The sequence below is a fragment of the Lysinibacillus boronitolerans JCM 21713 = 10a = NBRC 103108 genome (assembly GCF_000772935.1).
In the GTDB taxonomy this organism is placed as follows: domain Bacteria; phylum Bacillota; class Bacilli; order Bacillales_A; family Planococcaceae; genus Lysinibacillus; species Lysinibacillus boronitolerans.
Genome location: NZ_JPVR01000075.1, coordinates 38,834 through 60,023, shown reverse-complemented (window position 1 = coordinate 60,023; position 21,190 = coordinate 38,834). Strand labels below are relative to the sequence as shown.

Genomic DNA, 21,190 nt, shown 5'->3' with positions numbered 1-21,190 from the left:
AGGCGGCAAATGTTTGCCGCCTTTTTACCATTAAATTGCTGAAATTCTAACAATTACTTTAAATAAATCGCCATCTACATCAATGCTCATTCTTGCTCCATGTAAATCAACAATGGATTGTGCAATGGCTAATCCAAGCCCCGAGCCCTCTGTATGACGTGAAGCATCTGCACGTTTAAAGCGTTCAAATAATTCCTCAGCATCCTCACTAATTTCATACTTCGCTACATTTTTCACAGTAAATTCAGCATCGCCATCTGCCGTACGCTTTAATGTCACATAAACACGCGTTCCCTCTAGCGCATACTTCAAAACATTGACAATTAAATTATCAATAAGTCTCCACCACTTTTGACCGTCCACATATGCAAAGATTGGATCATGTGGCATGGTCATTCGTAAATCTAGTTGGGACTGTGTCAAATCTTCTTTATGCTCTCCTACTGCTTGTTGAATAAGCTGCGTTAGATCTACTCGACTGCGGTGAAGTTCAATATTACCGCTTGCCATTTTAGATACTTCAAAAAGGTCTTCAATCAGCACTTTTAAACGTTCAGATTTTTTATCAAGTATATGAATGTATTGTTGGCGTTCTTCCTCTGTAATATTTGGTTTCTTCAGTAAATCGGTATACGTAATGATAGACGTTAAAGGAGTCCGTAAATCATGACTCACATTTGTAATCAGCTCTGTTTTTAAACGCTCACTTTTCGCCTGCTCATGCATGGACGTACGAACACCTTCTCGTAAATGGTTAAGGTTTTCCGCATGACCTGCAAGTGGAGACTTCCCTTTCACCTTCACATCACGATTCAATCGCCCTTCAGCCATATCCTTCGTATCCTTCATAATACGATTTAAGTAACCCATTCTAGATAGGAAAACGATCATAGCAGGGAATCCTATAAACATACAAATACCAAGCACAAGGACTGCGAAGCCCCCTACTCCTGCTCCTATCATGGTAGCGACAAGGCTACCTCCTCCAAAGAAGGCTGCAGCTAGCATTACAATTGAATGCAATGCAATCGAACGATTGATAAATAAATCAGTTATTGAATCCCCTAGTGACCATAGATAGCTAGATTTCACATTTTCCTCTAGCTTTTTCAAAGTATCTACTCTTGTATACAACCATATTAATTGCACGAAGAAAGCACTGCCAATTATCACTAAAACAGCAATTTTAAAAGCAACATCTAATATATAGCGTACATAATTATGTTGATAATTGTAGTCGTAAGTGTATTCAATCGATTCAAAAACAACTTGAGAAGCAATAAGATACATCAACCCTGTGATCAATACTAGAATAACTTGAAAGTCGAATCTTGCTTTATTTAAAATCTCTTGTTCCTTCATACCTTTGACAGTTTGTAGTAAATCCTTACGCCCTCTCCAAGCAAAGATTGCCGTTACAATACTAGTGAGCCACACAAAGAAAAAGGTATATTGATTCCGATGAAAACGGCTATAATCCTGCATAACCCCTAATGATTGGACTGCCTTTTTTGAGATGGTTAAGACACCCGTATATTCAGCAGTTTCATAAAGATTATCTACATTCACATAATTTTCTGTACGGTAAAAAGTATCCCTTAAATTCTCACTTATGTTCCCTACATATAATGGATTTCGCTCAGTATACTTGATTTTATAGGCACTACTTTCTGAAATATTCCCTGCACGGTACGTTTTGCCTGTTTCACTATTCGTCAGCTCATAAGACCAGTAATCATAAGCCTTTTTAAAGTTTTTAGCTTCTCCTTGTGCTGCCTTGATATATTGATCGATAAGTGCTTCTTCCCCAGCAAGAATCTTCTTTCGTACATGCTCATCATCTTCAAAATTTGTCGTAATATCTTTAATTTTATTATCGCGTTCAGCCTCTAGCTTTGCCTTTAGTTCTGTTGCATTGGCATCTACAGCTTCCTGAATGCGCTGTTCGTATTGTGCTTTAATATTATCGATTTGCTGTCCCAGTGTTCCGTAGTAATTACGATGCTCTTCTATTTCCGATTGCGTAACCTCTATTTTATCTTTCAAATCTTCAGCATTCGGTACATTTATTACTAACGGTCCTAGCTCTGCCGTGAAATTATCGATTTCATGCTGAAAATTTTCTGAATCGAAATATGATTTACCAATATACTGATAACCTACTTGCCAAAAAGTAAACATACCGAAAATCGTCCAGATTAAACACATTAATACGAGAAGGGATTTCCATTTTTTCACCATAAATCTTTACACTCCTCTAAAAAATTCTTTCTAGTAACTGTAAAACCTCTGAGGAGCGAGAATTGACAATTTGATAGGCATAAACACCAAAATAAATGAGTCCAACAACGCCTGCAACAAATCCTGCAATTGTCATATACTTCTCTAGTTTATTTTTCCATTTTATAGCCAACGCCCCATACCACCTTTAGATAGCGCGGATTTTTCGGATCAGCTTCAATTTTTTCACGTATTTTCCGAATGTGAACAGCTACAATATTTTCAGCATTATAAGCTTCCTCATTCCAAACACGTTCATAAATTTCACGAATCGAAAATACACGCCCTACATTTTTCATTAATAATTCCGTTATTTTATATTCTATCGGTGTTAGTCGAACAGGCTCTCCTTCTAATACAACCTCTTTTGCCTCTTCATCAAGAACAAGTCCGTCTATTTCCACTTTTGTAGCACCCTCACTATACGTTCCTAGCTGAACATAACGACGCAGCTGGGATTTTACACGTGCCAATAGCTCTAATGGATGGAATGGCTTTGTTACATAATCATCTGCTCCAACTGATAATCCATGAATCTTATCGCCATCCTCCGCCTTTGCACTCAGCATGATAATGGGAATATTACGCTCTTCTCTAATTTTAAATGTTGCTGTAATTCCATCCATGTTTGGCATCATGATATCTAAAATGATTAAATGTACTTCATTATTCTCTAGCTTTTTTAATGCGTCTAAGCCATCTGCTGCTTTAATGACATGATAGCCTTCATTTTTCAAATAAATTTCAATACCATCACGAATATCTTGATCGTCATCTGTAACAAGAACTGTTAATTTCGTCATGATATACACCTCGCTCTCAAATATAAGTGTATCTTCTAAATCTTAAAAACCAGCTATTATAAAAATGAAGAATTTCTTAAGGTTTTAGCTTTTTTCTCCCACCTAAAGTTAAAACAACAATGCCTCCTAAAAGCATCGCTACACCAAGCCAGGATACTATACTTAAGTGTTCTCCTATTAAAAACACACCAAGAATTGCAGCAGTTAATGGTTCTGCTAATGAAAGTGTTACAGCTGAGGATGAACTAATTTTTTGTAATCCACTTAAAAACAGTAAATACGCTACGCTTGTACACATAATCCCCATAAACAGCATTGTCCATAAGTTGTCCACGTTTCCTAGCCAGGAAAAACCACCTTCTAATGAAAATGGCAGTAAAAACAAGGTGCAAATGGAAAATGTCATAGCAACTGCGGGTAATGCATCTTCCTGTGCCATTAATTTTTTACTTATGTTTGTGTAAAATGCAAAGGATAAACCTGCACAAAGAGCTAATGTGAATCCACCAACGTGTACTGACTCTTCTCCATTATTCATGAATAATAAAAGACATCCGATAATCGCCATCAATGTAGCAAGTCCCCATACAGCTGTAGGACGTGTTTTCCATACTAGCCATTCTAATACACCAGAAAATACTGGTGCACTACCAATAGTAGCAACAGTTCCAATGGCTACACCTGTTAGACGAATGGATGAGAAGAAAAGTCCTTGGAAAAGGGCAATACTAGCCGCAGCTAAAATTGTCCATTTCCATGACCATCTTAAAAAGTTAATTTTCTTCATTATAATTGTAATAGCTAATAATAAACCGCCACCAATTGCAGAACGAATTGTGGCCACTGCTATAGGAGAGACCCCTTGTTCCAAATATGTTTGGGCAGTTCCTGTCATTCCCCATAGAATAGCTGCTAGTAATACAAACAATGAATTTAACATTTTTCAACTCATCCCCGCTTCACAACTTTATTAATACTAATCATACATATTTATCCAAAATCAAACAATTATCATTTTTACTTTTCTTTTAATTACCACAGTATGCATTCTCATTAATGGACGTTATAATAAAAACAGTAAAAGGAGCGAATCGTATGTACAAAACAATTGAAGAGACAGCTATTGATCTTGGCATGCCTGTGGATCAAGTAATGCGTCTAATTTACGAAGGACGCATCCGTTCTGTTTATGATGGCCAACAAATTTTAATCAATAGTGGACAATTCAGCACTTATTTTAATCAATTGGAACGTATTAAAGAAGAAATTGAGATTTGGCGTTCTACCCCTATTCCAGAGGATATTGATGTCAAAGATGAAGACTAAAAGCCCACCATTCATACAATGAACATTGTTGAATGGCGGGCTTTTTTAAAGCTTTTATTAGATTGTCACAACAAATCCTGCTCTTTTCCCAATGATTTCCGCATAATCCTCTACCATGACACTCGCAGTTGGATACATCCCTGCTCCAGGACCGACTAATGTTAATGTACCAATATAGTTAGTCTCTAATGCCACTGCATTAAACACATCATCGACTGGATAAAGTGGATGCTCTTTATCAACTAGTTGTGGACCGACTTTTGCAATAATTTTACCGTCAGCTCGTTTCTCCACTTCAGCAACATGGCGGTAACGCAGACCCTTTTCACACGCTTCATGAACTTGTTCAGCAGAGATACTATCGATTCCAATTACTTCTACATCTGACCAATCTGGTTGCTCACCAAAAGCTAAGGCACTTAATATCATTAATTTTTTAAATGCATCCTGCCCAGATATATCATTATACGGATCTGCTTCAGCATAGCCTAAGCCTTGTGCCTCTTTTAGAGCTGTTTCGAACGACCAGCCCTGTGCACGCATTTTTGTTAATATGTAATTACATGTGCCATTTAAGACGCCTTGTATACGACTTACATCATTAACAAGTAAAATATTTTTCATTGTTTTAATAACAGGTACGCCACCAGCAGTGGTAGCCTCATAGCCTACAAAAACGCCATTAGCTTTTGCAAGATCCTGTAACTCCAAACCTCGTTTGGCAAACATCACTTTATTAGCAGTAATAACATGACATTTATGTTCAACAGCTCGCTTTAAATAACTGTATGCAGGTTCTTCGTTCACAATTGCTTCAAACACAACCTGCATACCTGGCTCTGCTAAGACTTCATCCATACTTGTTGTCATTAAATGTGCTGTGCCAGGCACACGTTCACGACTAGCATCTGTCACTAAAATCTTCGCTACCTCTAATTCAATACCTAATTTATTTTTTAGCTCTTCTCGTTTTTCATTTAAAATATGATAGATCCCCTGACCTACCGTTCCAAATCCTAAAATCGCTGCCTTTATAGTTGCCATTCTTGTTATTCCCTCCAACTTACATTCCGCAGTTTCATTAATGCTAATTTTCCATGGGGTTGTGTCATGACTATTTGACACCCACCGCAGTCTTTAGCCAACAACTCTTCTTTGTATGAGTTTCGCTATTTCTATATGTGTTGGAACACATACAAATTCAAATAATTCAAAATTTAACTTAAAGAAAATTGTAACGCAAATACATACATTGCACAAGAAAAATCTTTCTAGGAAGGACATTTGTTTTCTCTAGATGTGCAAAAGAAATCGGTTTCATTCCCTTTATTATACGTTTTATTAATCATTCTATAAGATTTGAACAAATATTGACTCTTTACATTTCAATATATGAATGTCTTTCTTCTATTATATATATATGTATGCTCAGACATTCATAACAATCCCTTTAAAGAAAAAACTCATTCCCTGTAGCAGCAGAGAATGAGCATAAAAATATGAGGGGATTTTAACTTGCTTTTGAAAGCAATTGATAGCGATATTGTTCTAAAGCGTGTTGAACAAGACTAATTTCTTCTTCTGTAAAATCTGGTATTGCATACGTACGTTCCACTAATTGAAATGTACCATACTTTAAGTAAATCTCTGTGGCAGGAAGTGAGATATGGCTCACACCGTACTGTTCATATGTCTCAAATACTTCCTTAACAGTATAGTCTTCTTTTTCAGTAAAAACTTGTTCTTGAAATGCTGTATGACCAAAAACTTGTTGCCATTTCTTTTCGACTGATGTAAGAAGGTGTTGAATGGATTTATTGTTGACAAAAACGTGTCCTTCATTTAGCTCATATATTAGATAGGATACAATGTTTTGCGCACTATAGATGTTACCCATTTTAAACACTCCTTTATCATCAGTTTTTTGGGAAGAGCAGTTACTGGCTAGGCAACTACTCTTCTATATATTCAAAAGTGGGGGAGCACTTATGAAAACATTTTCCTTTTTAACAATAATTTCCGTACTCTTAACTTATTTCCTAGTATATAGCATGGATTTAATTAAGTCAATAATACATATATAATTACTTGGTATTATTTTTTATAAGGTTCTGATAATTAACGGATGCTGTAAATAGTTGATGTAGCAATGTTTAACGCATTACCAAATGAGGCAAATCGAATGAGAAAATACGTAAACGCTACACCATTCTTCCCTCTGTTCTAAATCTTAAGCTTCTACAGTTTGTTCACTTGTTGTTGCCTGTGTAATGGCTTGATCTAAATCAGCAATAATATCCTCTACTGCCTCTAAACCGATGGATAAGCGAATGAGCGACTCGGTTACACCAGCTTGAACTAATTCGTCTGCTGATAGCTGCTGATGGGTAGTGGAAGCAGGATGTATAATTAATGACTTAGCATCACCTACATTTGCTACATGTGAGAATAGTTTCACGCTATCAATAAGCTTTCGCCCAGCTTCACGTCCACCTTTGATGCCAAATGTAAGCACTGAACCGAAGCCATTTCTTAAATATTTTTTTGCCAACTCATGTGTCGGGAAATCTTCTAGGCCATTATAATTTACATACTCCACAGATGGGTGGTTTTGTAAATATTCAGCCACTGCCAATGCATTCTCATTGTGTTTAGGGATACGCAAATGAAGCGTTTCTAACCCTTGCAATAAATTAAAGGCAGCATCTGCACTTAATGTTGGACCAAAATCACGTAATAATTGTACGCGTAGCTTTGTAGCAAAGGCTGCAGAAGCTGTATCAATTCCATAGCGTAACCCATGGTAAGAGGCATCTGGTTCAGTAAAACCTGGGAATCGCCCACTAGCCCAATCAAACTTACCAGCGTCTACAACAACGCCCCCTAAGGTTGTACCATGGCCTCCTATCCATTTAGTTGCTGAATGAACAACAACATCTGCACCATATTCAATAGGTGTAGAACCATAAGGAGAAGCAAACGTGCTGTCAATAATTAGTGGTAGCCCATTATCATGTGCAATCTTAGCTACTGCTTCAATATCTAAAACCTTTAAGCTTGGATTACCATAAACTTCTGCAAAGACAGCTTTTGTTTTATCAGTAATCGCCGCATTGAAATTCTCTGGGTTTGTTTCATCTACAAAAATTGTTTTAATACCATAGTTTGGTAATGTGTTAGCAAATAAATTATACGTACCGCCATATAAAGAACTAGCTGCTACTATCTCATCACCAGCTCCAGCTAGATTTAAAATGGAAAATGCGATAGCCGCTGCACCAGATGAAAGTGCTACTGCTGCTGTTCCACCTTCCAATAAAGCCACACGTTTTTCAAACACATCAACAGTCGGATTGGTAATTCGTGTGTAAATATTCCCTGCTTCCTCTAGGGCAAAAAGACGTTGCGCATGAGCAGTGTCTTTAAATACAAAAGCAGTTGAGCGATAGACTGGAACTGTCCGAGAACCCGTCACTGGGTCTGGCTCTTGACCACCATGTAACAGCAATGTTTCTGGTTTAAAATTTGTCATTGTGTACCTCCAAATGGTTATTTTTTTACGATGGTACCGGAGATGAGGAGGATTTTTCTGTAGAAAACAAAAAACCCTCTTCAGCTAAGAAGAGGGTTGCGGTTGCAAGTTTTCCTCCCCTTATCTGCCAGATCCAAGTTAGAATCTGTAGGAATTAGCACCTTAGTAAGCTCATTACTTACTGGTTGCCGGGCATCATAGGGCCTATCCCTCCGCCGCTCTTGATAAGAGTATGAGATTCAATTTCCATCGTTGTTACACAGTATAAACATAGAGTTTTTTTCTGTCAACATGTAAATTTTATTTTTTCCGAAACTTCTGTCTGCTCTTATACGTAATATGAACGCATACACTATTTTAGAAAAAATTTTGAGAGGAGTATTTTTATGGTAAAGGCCGTGATCATTTTTCTTATGATTGGCTATTTAATAGGCTGTATTCACGGCTCTAAAGTGGCTCAATTTTTATCTGGGGTTGATTTAAAAAAAGCTGGCCACGGAAATGCGGGTGCCTCGAATGCTACTCTTTCCCTTGGCTGGAAATATGGCGTTTTAGTAGCCCTCATCGATATAGGCAAAGGCGTTGTCGCTATTATCGGTGCACATTTTTATCTAGCTGATGCCACTCATTTGACACAAGAACAAATATGGCTGCTTACTTACATTATGGCTGCTGGGGTTATTTTAGGTCATAATTTCCCATTCTATATGGGCTTCAACGGCGGGAAAGGAACGGCCTCCATCATTGGCATTTTACTTGCTGTTGATTGGAAAATTGGTTTATTTGCACTTATTTTATTTGTTATTTTATCCTTTGCAACAAATTTTTTAATTGTTGGTGTTCTAGAATTTTATCTCGTTTTTTGTACAGCAACTTATTTATGGATTCCAGGCATTGGCCCAACCATTATAGCTCTTCTTCTTTTTGGCATAGCTATCATCCTGCATATAGAAAATATTAAACGTTTAGTTAATGGGACAGAGCCTAAAGTAACTACTGCTTTTAAGAAAAAGAAATAATATTTTATGGATATTTTTGTATTTTGTGTGACCATATATTTTCTCTTTATCTACTAATATTGCTGTAAAAAACATCTATTTTACACAGGTTTTTTTCTACAATAAAATAGACATATTCTTATCTTAATAAAACATTACGGAGTCCGATGTTATGGATAATAATCGTCATTTTTATCGTAGAAAGGATGAGAAATTATGTCTTCACCAAAACAAGCAGCTACAAAACGTAACTTAAAGCCACTATGGATTGGCTTAGCATTCGCTTTACTAATCATTATTACTTTTTTACCTAATAACGGCGATTTACCTATAGCTGGGCAACGAGCTTTAGCCATCTTAGCTTTTGCAGTCATCCTTTGGGTAACAGAGGCTGTTTCATATCCTGTTAGCTCGGCCATGATCATTGCACTAGTAACTGTTTTACTAGGACTCGCTCCGTCAATGGATGATCCATCTACAGAGCTAGGAACAGCTGGCGCATTAAAATTATCCTTAAGTGGATTTAGTAATTCTGCCGTTGCTTTAGTAGCAGCAGCTCTTTTTCTAGCGGCTGCAATGCAAATTACTAATCTACATAAACGACTTGCTCTGTGGATTCTTTCACTGGTAGGAACGAAAACAAAAGCTATCGTATTTGGCGCCATTTTAGTTTCTATCGTCCTCGCATTTTTTGTTCCTTCTGCTACAGCACGAGCTGGCGCTGTAGTACCTATATTGCTTGGAATGGTGGCAGCATTTGGTTTACCACGTGATAGTCGGCTCGCTGCTTTGCTAGTTATTACTTCGGTACAAGCCGTTTCCATTTGGAATATCGGCATTAAAACTGCAGCAGCTCAAAATATGGTGGCTTTAAACTTTATCCAAGAGCAATTTAATGTGGATATTTCCTGGGGTGCTTGGCTACTTTACGCTGCTCCCTTCTCGATTATTATGTCTATCGTTTTATTTTTCATTATGATTGCGTTAATTAAACCTGAGACTAGCAATATCGAAGGTGGTAAAGAGGTCATCAAAAAACAGCTTGCAGAGCTTGGCCCATTAAAGGCTCCTGAAATTCGCTTAATCGTTACTTCCTTAGTTTTACTATTTTTCTGGGCAACTGAAGGTAAATTACATCCCTTCGATACGACAACAGTCACAATAATTGCTATCGCTATTCTATTAATGCCTAAAGTTGGTGTGTATTCATGGAAGGAAGTTGAGCCTCATATTCCATGGGGGACAATTATCGTCTTTGCTGTAGGCATTATGCTAGGAACCATTTTACTGAATACGAAAGGTGCTGCATGGTTATCAGATAAAGTTTTTGGTTCACTTGGGCTAGATGCAATGCCTTTACTAGCAACAATCGCACTCGTAACTTTATTTAACATTTTGATTCATTTAGGCTTTGCAAGCGCAACTAGCTTAGCCTCAGCACTTATACCTGTGTTTATCGTTTTAGCCTCCACATTAACGGCTAATGTGGATCAAGTTGGTTTTGTTATTGTGCAACAATTCGTCATAAGCTTTGGCTTCCTATTACCGATTAGTGCACCACAAAACATGCTTGCCTATGGTACAGGTTCCTTTACAACAAAGGATTTCTTGAAATCAGGCATTCCATTAACCATTATTGGTTTCCTTCTCGTACTTTTGTTCTCTGCAACTTATTGGAAATGGATTGGATTATTATAAGACTTTGATTAAATAAAACGTAAAAGCCTTGAAGAAACAGACCAACTGTCCTTCAAGGCTTTTAAAGTAGTATTATTGTTTCGTGAAAGCAGGGTCCTTCATCGTACCATTTTTCGCATAATTAACGTGCCATGATAGTGCTTTTTCTAGGTCATGTGGTGTATGATGTCCGCCCGTTGCCTCATTGGCATCATTAAAGTACTGCCACAGCTGTTCCCTATAATCAGGATGTGCACAGTTATCAATGATAAGCCCAACTCGTTCTTTTGGAGCAAGTCCTCGTAAATCTGCTACGCCCTGTTCAGTTACTATGACATCAACATCATGCTCTGTATGATCCACATGTGAGACCATTGGGACAATACTCGAAATATCTCCACCTTTAGCATAAGACTTTGTCACAAATATCCCTAATCGTGCATTACGTGCAAAGTCTCCAGACCCACCGATACCATTCATCATCTTTGTACCAGAAACATGAGTCGAATTAACATTACCGTAAATATCTAATTCCAATGCCGTATTCACTGAGATTAATCCGAGTCGGCGAATAATTTCAGGCTGATTTGAAATTTCTTGAGGGCGCAACACTAATTTATCAGCATATTTTTCAAAATTCCCATAAACACGTTTTCCTACTTGCTCAGAAAGGGTAATAGAAGTTGCAGAAGCAAAATTCACTTTCCCTGCATCAATCAATTCAAACACTGCATCCTGAAGAACTTCTGAATAAACTTCTAAGTTCTCAAACTCAGAATCTTTAAAGCCTAGCAATACAGCATTGGCTACTGAACCTACCCCAGATTGAATTGGTCGCAAACTTGTTGTTAAGCGACCTACTTTAATCTCTTCACGTAGGAAATTTAATAAGTGAGTAGCCATAACATCTGTCTCTTCATCCGCGGGGACAATAGTTGATGGCGCATCTAATATATCCGAAATGACGATGCCTTTTACTTTATCTAAATCTAGTGGAATTCCAATTATACCAAGACGATCAGAAACATTCTGTAAAGGAATTGGATCACGTTTTCCTTGTGGTGCAGGCACGTAAATATCATGTATACCTTCTAATGCATCAAGCTGTGCTACGTTTAATTCAATGATGACTTGGTCTGCTTCTTGCACAAAAATAGGAGAGTTACCAACTGAAGTTGTAGGAATTAATAAGCCATCTTCTGTAATTGCAGCCGCTTCAATGATCGCAAAATCGATTGGTCCAATAATACCTTGACGAACAAGCTCAGCATTATGGGAAAGATGGGCATCGACAAATGTGATATCACCGCTATTGATTTTATTACGAATGCCAGCATCTGCTTGGAAAGGACCGCGTTTACGAATGACCCCTGCTTCTGCTAAGTATTGGTCTACCTCAGGGCCAAGTGATGCACCTGTAAAGACATCTACTTGGAAATCCTCTTTTTTCGCTTTCTCTACAAGTGCAAGAGGTACAACCTTTACATCGCCAGCACGTGTGAATCCACTCATCCCTAATACCATGCCATCCTTAATCCAAGATGCTGCTTCTTCGGCTGTTACAACCTTACTTCGTAATTGTTCATGACGAAGCTTTTTTGCTAATTTTTCTTCCATTCCCTATTCCTCCATTCCACTTTATTTTTGTTCAACTTGCATATTTGGTTCCAGTAAATCTGTGACATCCGTCAGAGGCTATATCTTTATTCCAGGAGCATTTCATCACCTAATAGCTAATGCTGTCTAAACATTTGAGAATAAAGATTTTGTAATTTTTGGTAGCACAACCAAATAAACAGTCGCACCTATAATTTTATACTATTTAGAATATTTAATCTATATCAAATGAAATATTTTACTTTACGAGATAATTTCTACATTTATAAATTATTGATGTATAACTTTTTATCCCTCATTATTCGATTTTGCTAGAAAAGCGTGCTATGCTCAAGGTATAGAACAGACACAAAGGAGAGAGTTTTTAATGGTTAAAGAACTATTACGTAGCCATTCCTCGGTACGCATCTATGATGGTGAACCGATTTCAAAAGAAATCATTGAAGATTTAATTGGAACAGCACAAATGGCTGCAACATCCCATTTTGTGCAAGCCTATAGTGTAATTTGGGTAACAGATGCAGATAAAAAGGAAAAATTAGGCTTACTATCTGGTAATCCACGTCAATATGAAACCTCAGGTGGGGCATTTGTTTTTTGTGTAGATTTCAAGCGACTTCAAATGGCTGGGAAACTAGAAGGAGTAGATATTGTAGCCGATTCTGCTGAAAATGTCCTTGTTGGTGTAGCTGATGTATCATTGTTTGCACAGAATTTTGTTATTGCAGCTGAATCAATGGGTTATGGCATTTGCTATATTGGAGGGGTACGCAATAAACCTTCTGAAATTAGCGAATTATTCAATCTACCTGATCACGTTTTCCCATTATTTGGGCTAACAATCGGTGTTCCAGCACGTCGCAATGAGGTAAAACCTCGTTTACCTGTATCTGCTGTATTACATGAAAATGAATACAATGTTGAAAAATATGAAGAGCTTTTACCAGCCTACAACGAGGAAATGGAAAAATATTATAACAGCCGTTCATCAAACAGAAAAATTGATAATTGGACAAAACAAATGGCTGATTTTTTAATCGAGCAACGACGTCCGCATATTAAAGAATTTTTAGCAACCAAAGGGTTTAATTGGAAATAGTATAACAGAAATGGAGTTACTATCGTATGATAATAATTCCATTTTTTGCATAAAAGTATTACCTACTTATGTTCAATACAGGTATATTGCCACACTTGTTAATTTAACTATATCTATAAATTAAACGAAAAGACTCTTTCCTTTTCCAACTATTCCATTCATATTAATAAATGATACCTAACAAAGAAAGGAGTTATACCAATAATGTCCAATATCAATAAACATCTTGCTCGCACCTTAGAACAACAGCATAAGAGAAGTGTAAGAGGTTTATTTTTAAAAATTGAAGACTTAAATAATGAATGCACCCAACTAAGAAAACGACTAGAGTCACATATTGATTTGAATGTATATAAAAAACCCATTGATTATGTCAATCAGTTCGTTTCTCATACTACTATTCTCAATTTAAAATTCGTTACGAATACACAGAATTTAGAAGTCGTTGTCTTGCATGCTCTTTTATTATCCTATATTTTAGAAAACACTTACGGCCATGCTTTTGAATATGAAGATAAATTATTAAAAGGGTATATACAAGAAATCTTTACACTAAATGATCATGCCGAAAGACTATTTATGAACCATAGAGAAAAAATGCTTACCTATGTTCAAGAACAATCTACATAAAAAAGACGATCTTCGTAATATCAAGATCGTCTTTTGTTCTTTTATTGTAGTCCTTTAATTATAAGAGAGCGCACTGGTAGGAACTGCTCTCCTGTATCACCATAAGTGAGTATTACCTCATCACCCTCCTGTAAATAAATTGCTAAAGGTTCTGTTTCAGCACTCACTAAATAATTTTCGCCATTGTTTAATAAGAAAGATACAGTTGTAAAATCGCCTAGACGTTCTTTATATACACGCAATACCTTTCCGCTAACTTGTTTCTCCTCAGCACTTGAGCTACCATCTACAGTATTTCCTCCTCGACTTAAGGCAGTTTTATATAATTTCAATGCCTCCTTAGGAGTAGTAGCGTAAACGGAAATTTCAGGATTGGCTGCGGACACGATAAAATAGTTTTGTAAGAAACCATTGGAATCTAGCACAGCTGTCAGCCAACTCGCTTCTCCATAAAAGTTATACAACACTGGCATTTCACCATTCCACTTTTTCTCAATGAATTTCTTCTCGATTATTTGTAAATTACCTTGTGAATCCATATAACTTGAGTCTTGATTCCCTGTATAGTATGTTGCATGCCCTGTTCGTGCGTTTGTTAGTGAATAGCCTAACATTGAATCCACACCTTCTTTAGGACTTGTAAAATCTGTAAAGTAATACATATCACCCTTCTCGTCGAAGATTGGGCTAACATTCGATTCTGTTCCTTCATCAGAAGGAATCTTTACATCCTTTTTACCAAACATACTATTCCAAAAACCATGTACATAGTTACCAAAATAACTGTTTTGTAAACTTACTGTCTCTGGTGATACAGCACCATCAATAAATTCAGGTACTTGATCCAGTTTAATTACTTCTGATTTCCCTGTCAGTGCATCAACCAAGACAATTCCTTTTACATCAAAGCCATTACGCGCGGAAATAAATTCACCATATGAGCGAATGTAGTATGGCTTTCCTTCATCATCTACTTCCAGTTGTACGTCACCATAAAAAATAAGGAATGGATGTTGTAAACGAATATGACGCTCTAAATTAGCATTTAAATATGCAGAAGGTACGTATTTCATTTCCTCTTTAATAAATTTAGGATTATCCGCAGAATCTGTAGCACTCATTATGAAGTAACCAGGTGTTGTACTACCGTTCATCCATTTAAAGAATCCCGAAAATTCAACTGGCGCGATATAAACATATTCGCCCTTCACTTTTTGAATTTGTAAGCGTCCTAATTCATAGTAACTCGTGTTTGGCACTTGTCCAAAAGCCTTTTTCATTTTATTACGAGCAAATTTCGGTGGTACACTTGCAGGTGTTTGTGTCTCATCGAATGGTTTTATTTCTACTTCTTCCTTCATTTCAGATGACTTAAATTTTTCATTAGCATTCCATAAAGGTGCTGATAATACATACACAGCTACACCCAGACTTGCTAAAAATAAAAGACCTTTTATTTTCCGTTCGATACCACTTGCTAGCAGAGCTCCCGCCAATGTTAATAAAATAATAGCAGGCCAAAAAACAAGCCAATTTACATCAATTTTTGTTACATATAATGTAATGCCTGTGGCTAAAAATCCTAATACAAAGATTCCAATAAAAAAGTATCCGATTACCTTTTTCGATTGTCCATCTTCTCGCTTCTTCGTAATAAGCGGTGTCACTAACACACTTGCGATCAATGCAATGACTGCAGAAGCTATCAGTAGCTTAGTCATTTGGTTCATCCTCTCTTCTTCTTTCTCACTACTTACTTTACGGTCACATACTAAAAAAGTTTCATACATACGTTGTACAGAAAGGAATTCTACCATAAATATTGAATTTCAAAAGGAAAGGAGCTGAAAAATTTGTTAAAAAAATTATTAATCGGTGTCATTATTTTATTGGGTCTTTATTATATTTTTCTCTTTTCCCATATTGCGGAAAGTTTAAAACTCATCTTTAAAGTAATTCCAATGTTGCTCATCATTATTTTAGCAGCGATTCAGAAGCCATTACATATTAAAAAATACCAGCTTTTGATTATTGCGGGACTTATTTTTTGTATGATTGGAGACTATACATTGCAGTGGTTTTTAATTGGGCTAACTAGCTTTCTTATCGGGCATATTTTTTATATTTTTGCTTTCTCTACTGCAAATGAGCGGCATATACCAACATGGGCAAAAATACTTTTATTACTCTACGGAGCAAGTATGGCAATATGGATTGCGGGGTCTGTCTTTAAAACAGGCGAAACCATACTTGGTATCGCAGTAATCGCCTATATTTCTGTGATACTTACAATGGGATGGACAGCTATTAAAACTGGATCTACGCTAGCGACAAGTGGTGCATTATTATTTATTGCATCTGACTCTTATTTAGCTATTAACAAATTTGTCATGCCACTAGCTTTTTCTCATGAAATTATCATGCTGACTTATTATAGCGCCCAATTACTTATTGCTTTAAGTATCCTTCAATATTCCGAAATCCGAAGTAAAGTGTTACAATAATATCAATTATGCCAAGGCATAATTGCGTCTGAAATCTGCTTTGTAAATGCACAAAGAATTTTAACATATACACATTAGGGGGCCATACTTATGAAAGAACAAGTAATTGAGCGATTAATACGCTATGCAAAAATTGATACACAATCAGACTTCACAAGCGATACAACTCCTTCTACCCAAAAACAATTTGACCTATTACATGTTTTAAAAGACGAACTTGCCGAAATTGGTTTAACAGACATTACATTAGATGAAAATGGCTATTTATTTGCGTCATTAGAAGCTAATACAGATAAAGAAGTACCAACTATCGGCTTTTTAGCCCATGTTGATACAGCTACTGACTATACAGGCACAAATGTGAAGCCACAGCGCGTAGATAATTATGATGGTGGCGATATTCAGTTAAATGAAAACTTAGTTATGTCTCCAACTGACTTTCCTGAGCTTAAAAACTATGTAGGTCAAACACTTATCACAACAGATGGTACTACATTATTAGGCGCTGATGATAAGGCAGGAATTGCTGAAATTATGACGGCAATGGAATACCTCATTAAAAACCCTACTATTAAGCATGGTAAAATCCGTGTAGCCTTCACTCCAGATGAAGAAATTGGTCGTGGGCCACATAAATTTGATGTCGCTGCCTTTGGTGCAGACTATGCCTATACTATGGATGGTGGACCTCTTGGTGAACTACAATTCGAGAGCTTCAATGCCGCTGGCGTAAAAGTAGTTACCAAAGGCACTAGCGTGCATCCTGGTTCTGCCAAAAATAAAATGGTAAATGCTATTACAATGGCCATCGCCTTCCAAAATGAAATGCCTGCTGACGCAGTTCCTGAAAAGACAGAAGGTTATGAAGGTTTCATTCATTTAATGGGCTTTAAAGGGGCTCTTGAGCATACTGAGCTATCTTATATCGTGCGTGACCATGATCGCCAAAAGTTTGAAGAGAAAAAACAATTAATGCGTGATGCTGCAGCTAAAATTCAAGCACAATTTGGTGAGCATGCACTGAGCATTACAATTGAAGATCAATACTACAATATGGGTGAAAAAATTGAGCCTGTAAAAGAAATTGTTGACATTGCACGGACTGCAATGGAAAAATTAGATATTACACCGAATACCCTACCAATTCGTGGTGGTACAGATGGCTCACAATTATCCTATATGGGCCTACCAACACCAAATATTTTCGCTGGTGGCGAAAACATGCATGGTAAATTCGAGTATGTATCCGCTGAAACAATGGAAAAAGCAACTCAGGTTATCATAGAAATCGTTCAGCTTTTTGAACAGCAAGCAAAATAATAGTTTTGAGTGAGCTTATTTCTATACGCATTTACCTAAGGAATCATGAAAAATTTTTATAGCTACGAAGAGAGGTTTTTCCTCTCTTCGTAATTTTTTCAGCCTTAATTACTGAATTTTCAAATTACATAAAGGGCTTGAGGCAATAAACTCAGATTGAGGTGATGTTTATGAAAGAAATTGCATTAGGTATTTTAGCTTCCCTTTTCTTTGCCGTGACATTTATTCTAAATCATGCAATGGAAATGCAAGGTGGTAGTTGGCTATGGAGTGCATCATTACGATATTTTTTTATGCTCCCCTTCTTGCTCATCATTGTCTTTTATCGTAAAGGCTTTTCTCAGCTTTCTGGTGAAATAAAAGCACAGCCTATAGCATGGCTACTTTGGAGCTTTGTTGGTTTTGTCTTATTTTATGCGCCCTTAACATATGCTGCTGCTTTTGGTCCAGGTTGGTTGGTTTCTGGTACATGGCAGTTTACAATCGTTGCTGGTGTATTATTAGCTCCTCTTTTTGTTTCGGTCATTGCTGGTAAAACAGTGCGACAAAAAATACCTTTTATATCTTTGCTTATTTCATGTGTCATTTTAGTAGGTATTTTGCTTATACAAATACCTCATGCACAATCAGTATCGTTTAGAAGTTTAATGCTTGGTATTTTACCTGTCATTGTTGCAGCGTTTGCTTACCCTCTAGGCAATCGCAAAATGATGGAAGTTTGTGGGGGGCGAATTGATACTTTTCAGCGAGTGTTAGGTATGACAATTGCTTCGCTGCCAGCATGGATTATCATGGCTATATATGCCCTTCTTACAGTAGGACTTCCCTCAGCAAGTCAAATGTTCCAATCATTGCTTGTCGGAATTAGCTCAGGCGTTATAGCAACTGTTTTATTTTTCATAGCAACGGATCGCGTAAGAGACCATCAAGGCAAGCTAGCTGCTGTGGAAGCAACTCAGTCAACAGAAATTCTTTTTGTTATTATGGGTGAAGTATTACTATTAGGAATTGCCTTTCCTAGCCCTATTGCACTTGCAGGTCTCGGTGTCATCATTGTTGGTATGCTATTACATAGCTACTATACAATGATTATTGGGAAAAAGAATGCTGTGCAACAAAACACAACTTCCTAGCAGTCCATTTTATGGGCTGTTTCTTTGGCAAAAAAAAAGACGACTCTATTCTAAATTTAGAATAAGTCGTCTGAGATTTTCACGTTCCTAAAAAATGAGGGGGGTTTTAGGAGCGTAATCATGAACTAGCAAACTTCTGGAGAAAAGTAGCTAAAGTTCATCCTCTCTACACTGTATTGTAGAGGAGGAATAATCTTTATACGATAATGATAATCATTATCAATTAAAATGTCAATCATAATCTTATAATTTTTTTACTATTTTAAAAAGATTTTTTTAATGAGCGTCGGTACTGCCATTGCTTCAACTGAAAATGCAGAAAACAGCCTATACAAAAGCCTGCTATTGCGATGGACGATGCGATAGCAACCATGCTAGTAAAGATATGACCAACAACCTGCCAATGTAATAGATAACCTAACAAACCCACTGCTAAACAAAGGCTTGCAATACTGGAATTAAATTTTTGTTGCTGAGCATCCTCTGGTATATACACAGATCGAGGCATTGTTAAAAAGAGCTTCCCTACACGAAGTACTGGATTATAGTTACATAAAATACCTAGTAAATTTGCAGCTAGTGGAATTATTAATATCCAGGTAATTCCTGTTGCCCATGATAAAATGACACTCAAAAGAATAGTCCACTGGTTCAGTCTAACTAGTGGTCTTGGAATTGTCTGAGGCTGCGACACTCTAAAACCCACCTTTCTTATATGTTTAATGTATTTTACTACATGATATTCCATTTGTGAAGCAAAAATGATTACTTTATAATGATGTTAACAGATGTTCAAAGGAAAAGAGGATAACCATGCCAGCTTTAACAATGGATCAAGTTCAACAATTAAACTCGTACAGTATTTATACAACTGAACCTAAGCGGACTTTATTTACTTTAGCTGATATACATAAAGACTTTTACCATCCTGATTTTTTAAACCTTATGATGGGTATAACAGATGCAGCAACAGAAACAGCCGCTATTTCACACTTTGCACGCCGCTATGGAATGTTTTTTGCGATGCAATTTTATATGCTTGCCGCTTATGATGAAGTATGGGATGGTAAGCCGCTTGAATTGCGTTTTGATGCTGCAAAGGAATTTAACAGCTTTACTGTTGCCATGTTCGCTAATCCAAATGATTGGCGCTACGTTGATGAAGATGAACGTCAAGCTGTTATTGAGAAAATTCTTTACGATGGCCACGTCATTGTCCAACAGCTTCGTAAAGTAACATCCATCTCCCCTCTTACCATTTGGGAAAATTTCTTTGGCTACTTGCTATGGCATTATCATATATTATTATCTAATCCTGGCTTAGCCGACCAAGCCATGGAGGATATTGAGGCTTTAGAAGACCCTAAAACATGGGCACGCTTCTCCAATAAATCTTGGTGGGCTCAATATACAGGTGGCCTTAGCCCGACTAATTTAGTCAATGTTCCTGTAAGAAAGTCATGTTGTTTTTCTAAAGATATCCCAGGTTTAATGGCTTGTGGTTTTTGTCCAATGAAGAAATAATAGAGCCCTATAAAAAAGCCTTACCCCCCACAAATTCATGTGAAAGGTAAGGCTTTGTGCTTTATTTTTCGTATACAACAAACCAATCGTTGTTTTCTTCATACATCGTTGTGCCAAGGAAACCTTGTTTTAAAAGTTGCTGTTGCGCAGTCGTGTCTCCCATTGATATCACTTGTTTTTCAGTGAAGGTCGGGAATATCTCTTGTCGTAGGTCTTTAAAAAAAATATAACGAAGCTTATCTACATATTTAATTTTCAATCCTTTAATAACGAGATCTTGCGAGAATTTATCCTTTAAGCTCGGAATATTATAGGGCTTTACAGTGGAGCATATATAATCGTATTTTTCTAAATCGATATTTTCCATCACTACAGTGGCTAATGTTTTCTGTAATCCGTAACCTCGATATTTTGGTGAAACATTCGATATTTCCTGATATAACACACGTTGAAATTCGTTTTCTGCAATTCCACAATCATAGCCAAGGTGTTCTTCATCCATAGGTGGATTTAACAGCGCACGAAAGGCAATCAATTCTTCCCCTACATAAGCACCTATCATCATTCCATGCCCATTTAAAATATACTCAAATTCCTCTGTGCTTAAGGGTTGTAGTATACTTTGGTCTGCTAATGCTTCATAAACCGCAACTTGTAGCTCTTCAACTTGTTGTAAATGCTGGGGCGTTAATTTTATAACAAAAAACGGTGTCTCACCAAGCATACCATCATAAATAATTTCCATAT

At 36.9% G+C, this 21,190-nt stretch carries 20 protein-coding genes and 1 riboswitch; of the genes, 9 read left to right on the top strand and 11 right to left on the bottom strand.

Translation table 11 applies throughout. The annotated features are described in order from the left end of the window. Window positions 1–30: 30 nt before the first annotated feature. The 4 genes from CD31_RS12600 to CD31_RS12590 all read right to left on the bottom strand — a co-directional run bounded on the left by CD31_RS12600 (window position 31) and on the right by CD31_RS12590 (window position 4,023). Window positions 31–2,241, bottom strand: coding sequence for a sensor histidine kinase (locus CD31_RS12600; RefSeq protein ID WP_036078072.1), 2,211 nt, complete (start codon window positions 2,239–2,241; stop codon window positions 31–33). 16 nt (window positions 2,242–2,257) lie between these two features. Further along, a complete protein-coding gene (locus CD31_RS23330) occupies window positions 2,258–2,413 on the bottom strand; it encodes a hypothetical protein (RefSeq protein WP_016994457.1) in 156 nt (51 codons plus the stop codon). Further along, complete coding sequence (locus CD31_RS12595) at window positions 2,391–3,083, bottom strand: response regulator transcription factor (RefSeq protein WP_016994456.1); 693 nt, start codon at window positions 3,081–3,083, stop codon at window positions 2,391–2,393. Before CD31_RS12595 ends, CD31_RS23330 begins: the two co-directional genes overlap by 23 nt. Before the next feature lie 76 nt (window positions 3,084–3,159). After that, window positions 3,160–4,023: a DMT family transporter gene (locus tag CD31_RS12590; RefSeq protein ID WP_016994455.1), complete on the bottom strand. Its 864-nt coding sequence runs from the start codon at window positions 4,021–4,023 to the stop codon at window positions 3,160–3,162. A gap of 155 nt (window positions 4,024–4,178) precedes the next feature. Between CD31_RS12590 and CD31_RS12585 the strand changes: the two genes are divergently transcribed. Next, window positions 4,179–4,409, top strand: a complete 231-nt coding sequence (locus tag CD31_RS12585; RefSeq protein ID WP_016994454.1) for a MerR family transcriptional regulator — start codon at window positions 4,179–4,181, stop codon at window positions 4,407–4,409. Between the two features lie 57 nt (window positions 4,410–4,466). Here CD31_RS12585 and CD31_RS12580 read toward each other — a convergent pair whose 3' ends face one another. The 3 genes from CD31_RS12580 to CD31_RS12570 form a co-directional block, all read right to left on the bottom strand. Beyond that, window positions 4,467–5,453, bottom strand: a complete 987-nt coding sequence (locus tag CD31_RS12580; protein WP_036078069.1) for a homoserine dehydrogenase — start codon at window positions 5,451–5,453, stop codon at window positions 4,467–4,469. Between the two features lie 466 nt (window positions 5,454–5,919). Continuing rightward, window positions 5,920–6,306: a hypothetical protein gene (locus CD31_RS12575; RefSeq protein WP_036078066.1), complete on the bottom strand. Its 387-nt coding sequence runs from the start codon at window positions 6,304–6,306 to the stop codon at window positions 5,920–5,922. A 333-nt stretch (window positions 6,307–6,639) separates the two neighbouring features. Beyond that, window positions 6,640–7,941 (bottom strand): O-acetylhomoserine aminocarboxypropyltransferase/cysteine synthase family protein, encoded by a 1,302-nt coding sequence (locus tag CD31_RS12570; protein ID WP_036078065.1) that lies wholly within the window; start codon window positions 7,939–7,941, stop codon window positions 6,640–6,642. A 117-nt stretch (window positions 7,942–8,058) separates the two neighbouring features. Beyond that, window positions 8,059–8,172, bottom strand: a riboswitch (SAM riboswitch). A gap of 155 nt (window positions 8,173–8,327) precedes the next feature. Here CD31_RS12570 and CD31_RS12565 point away from each other — a divergent pair. Both CD31_RS12565 and CD31_RS12560 read left to right on the top strand, forming a co-directional pair. Beyond that, window positions 8,328–8,960 (top strand): glycerol-3-phosphate acyltransferase, encoded by a 633-nt coding sequence (locus tag CD31_RS12565; RefSeq protein WP_036078063.1) that lies wholly within the window; start codon window positions 8,328–8,330, stop codon window positions 8,958–8,960. 195 nt (window positions 8,961–9,155) lie between these two features. Continuing rightward, window positions 9,156–10,637, top strand: a complete 1,482-nt coding sequence (locus CD31_RS12560) for a DASS family sodium-coupled anion symporter (protein WP_036078061.1) — start codon at window positions 9,156–9,158, stop codon at window positions 10,635–10,637. 72 nt (window positions 10,638–10,709) lie between these two features. On the opposite strand, the gene scpC is transcribed toward CD31_RS12560, so the two are convergent. Beyond that, entirely contained in the window at window positions 10,710–12,233 is a 1,524-nt protein-coding gene (scpC, locus tag CD31_RS12555) for a succinyl-CoA:acetate CoA-transferase ScpC (protein WP_036078059.1), read from the bottom strand. Between the two features lie 367 nt (window positions 12,234–12,600). On the opposite strand from scpC, the gene chrR reads away from it, so the two are divergent. Both chrR and CD31_RS12545 read left to right on the top strand, forming a co-directional pair. Beyond that, window positions 12,601–13,332: a class II chromate reductase ChrR gene (gene chrR, locus CD31_RS12550; RefSeq protein WP_016994441.1), complete on the top strand. Its 732-nt coding sequence runs from the start codon at window positions 12,601–12,603 to the stop codon at window positions 13,330–13,332. Window positions 13,333–13,536: 204 nt separating this feature from the next. After that, window positions 13,537–13,962, top strand: a complete 426-nt coding sequence (locus CD31_RS12545) for a hypothetical protein (protein WP_036078057.1) — start codon at window positions 13,537–13,539, stop codon at window positions 13,960–13,962. A gap of 41 nt (window positions 13,963–14,003) precedes the next feature. Here the strand turns inward: CD31_RS12545 and CD31_RS12540 are convergent, their stop codons facing one another. After that, entirely contained in the window at window positions 14,004–15,683 is a 1,680-nt protein-coding gene (locus tag CD31_RS12540; protein ID WP_016994436.1) for a hypothetical protein, read from the bottom strand. Window positions 15,684–15,815: 132 nt separating this feature from the next. On the opposite strand from CD31_RS12540, the gene CD31_RS12535 reads away from it, so the two are divergent. From CD31_RS12535 to CD31_RS12525, 3 genes are all read left to right on the top strand, one after another. Next, entirely contained in the window at window positions 15,816–16,466 is a 651-nt protein-coding gene (locus CD31_RS12535; RefSeq protein WP_036078055.1) for a lysoplasmalogenase, read from the top strand. A 90-nt stretch (window positions 16,467–16,556) separates the two neighbouring features. Next, on the top strand, window positions 16,557–17,786 hold the full coding sequence (gene pepT, locus CD31_RS12530) for a peptidase T (RefSeq protein ID WP_016994434.1): 1,230 nt from the start codon (window positions 16,557–16,559) through the stop codon (window positions 17,784–17,786). 170 nt (window positions 17,787–17,956) lie between these two features. Next, window positions 17,957–18,919 (top strand): DMT family transporter, encoded by a 963-nt coding sequence (locus CD31_RS12525; RefSeq protein WP_036078053.1) that lies wholly within the window; start codon window positions 17,957–17,959, stop codon window positions 18,917–18,919. Window positions 18,920–19,181: 262 nt separating this feature from the next. Here the strand turns inward: CD31_RS12525 and CD31_RS12520 are convergent, their stop codons facing one another. Beyond that, window positions 19,182–19,613, bottom strand: coding sequence for a DUF4395 domain-containing protein (locus CD31_RS12520; protein ID WP_036078051.1), 432 nt, complete (start codon window positions 19,611–19,613; stop codon window positions 19,182–19,184). A 119-nt stretch (window positions 19,614–19,732) separates the two neighbouring features. Between CD31_RS12520 and CD31_RS12515 the strand changes: the two genes are divergently transcribed. Then, window positions 19,733–20,443 (top strand): hypothetical protein, encoded by a 711-nt coding sequence (locus CD31_RS12515; protein ID WP_036078049.1) that lies wholly within the window; start codon window positions 19,733–19,735, stop codon window positions 20,441–20,443. Window positions 20,444–20,504: 61 nt separating this feature from the next. Here the strand turns inward: CD31_RS12515 and CD31_RS12510 are convergent, their stop codons facing one another. Next, window positions 20,505–21,188: a hypothetical protein gene (locus CD31_RS12510; protein ID WP_036078047.1), complete on the bottom strand. Its 684-nt coding sequence runs from the start codon at window positions 21,186–21,188 to the stop codon at window positions 20,505–20,507. Between the last annotated feature and the right edge of the window lie 2 nt (window positions 21,189–21,190).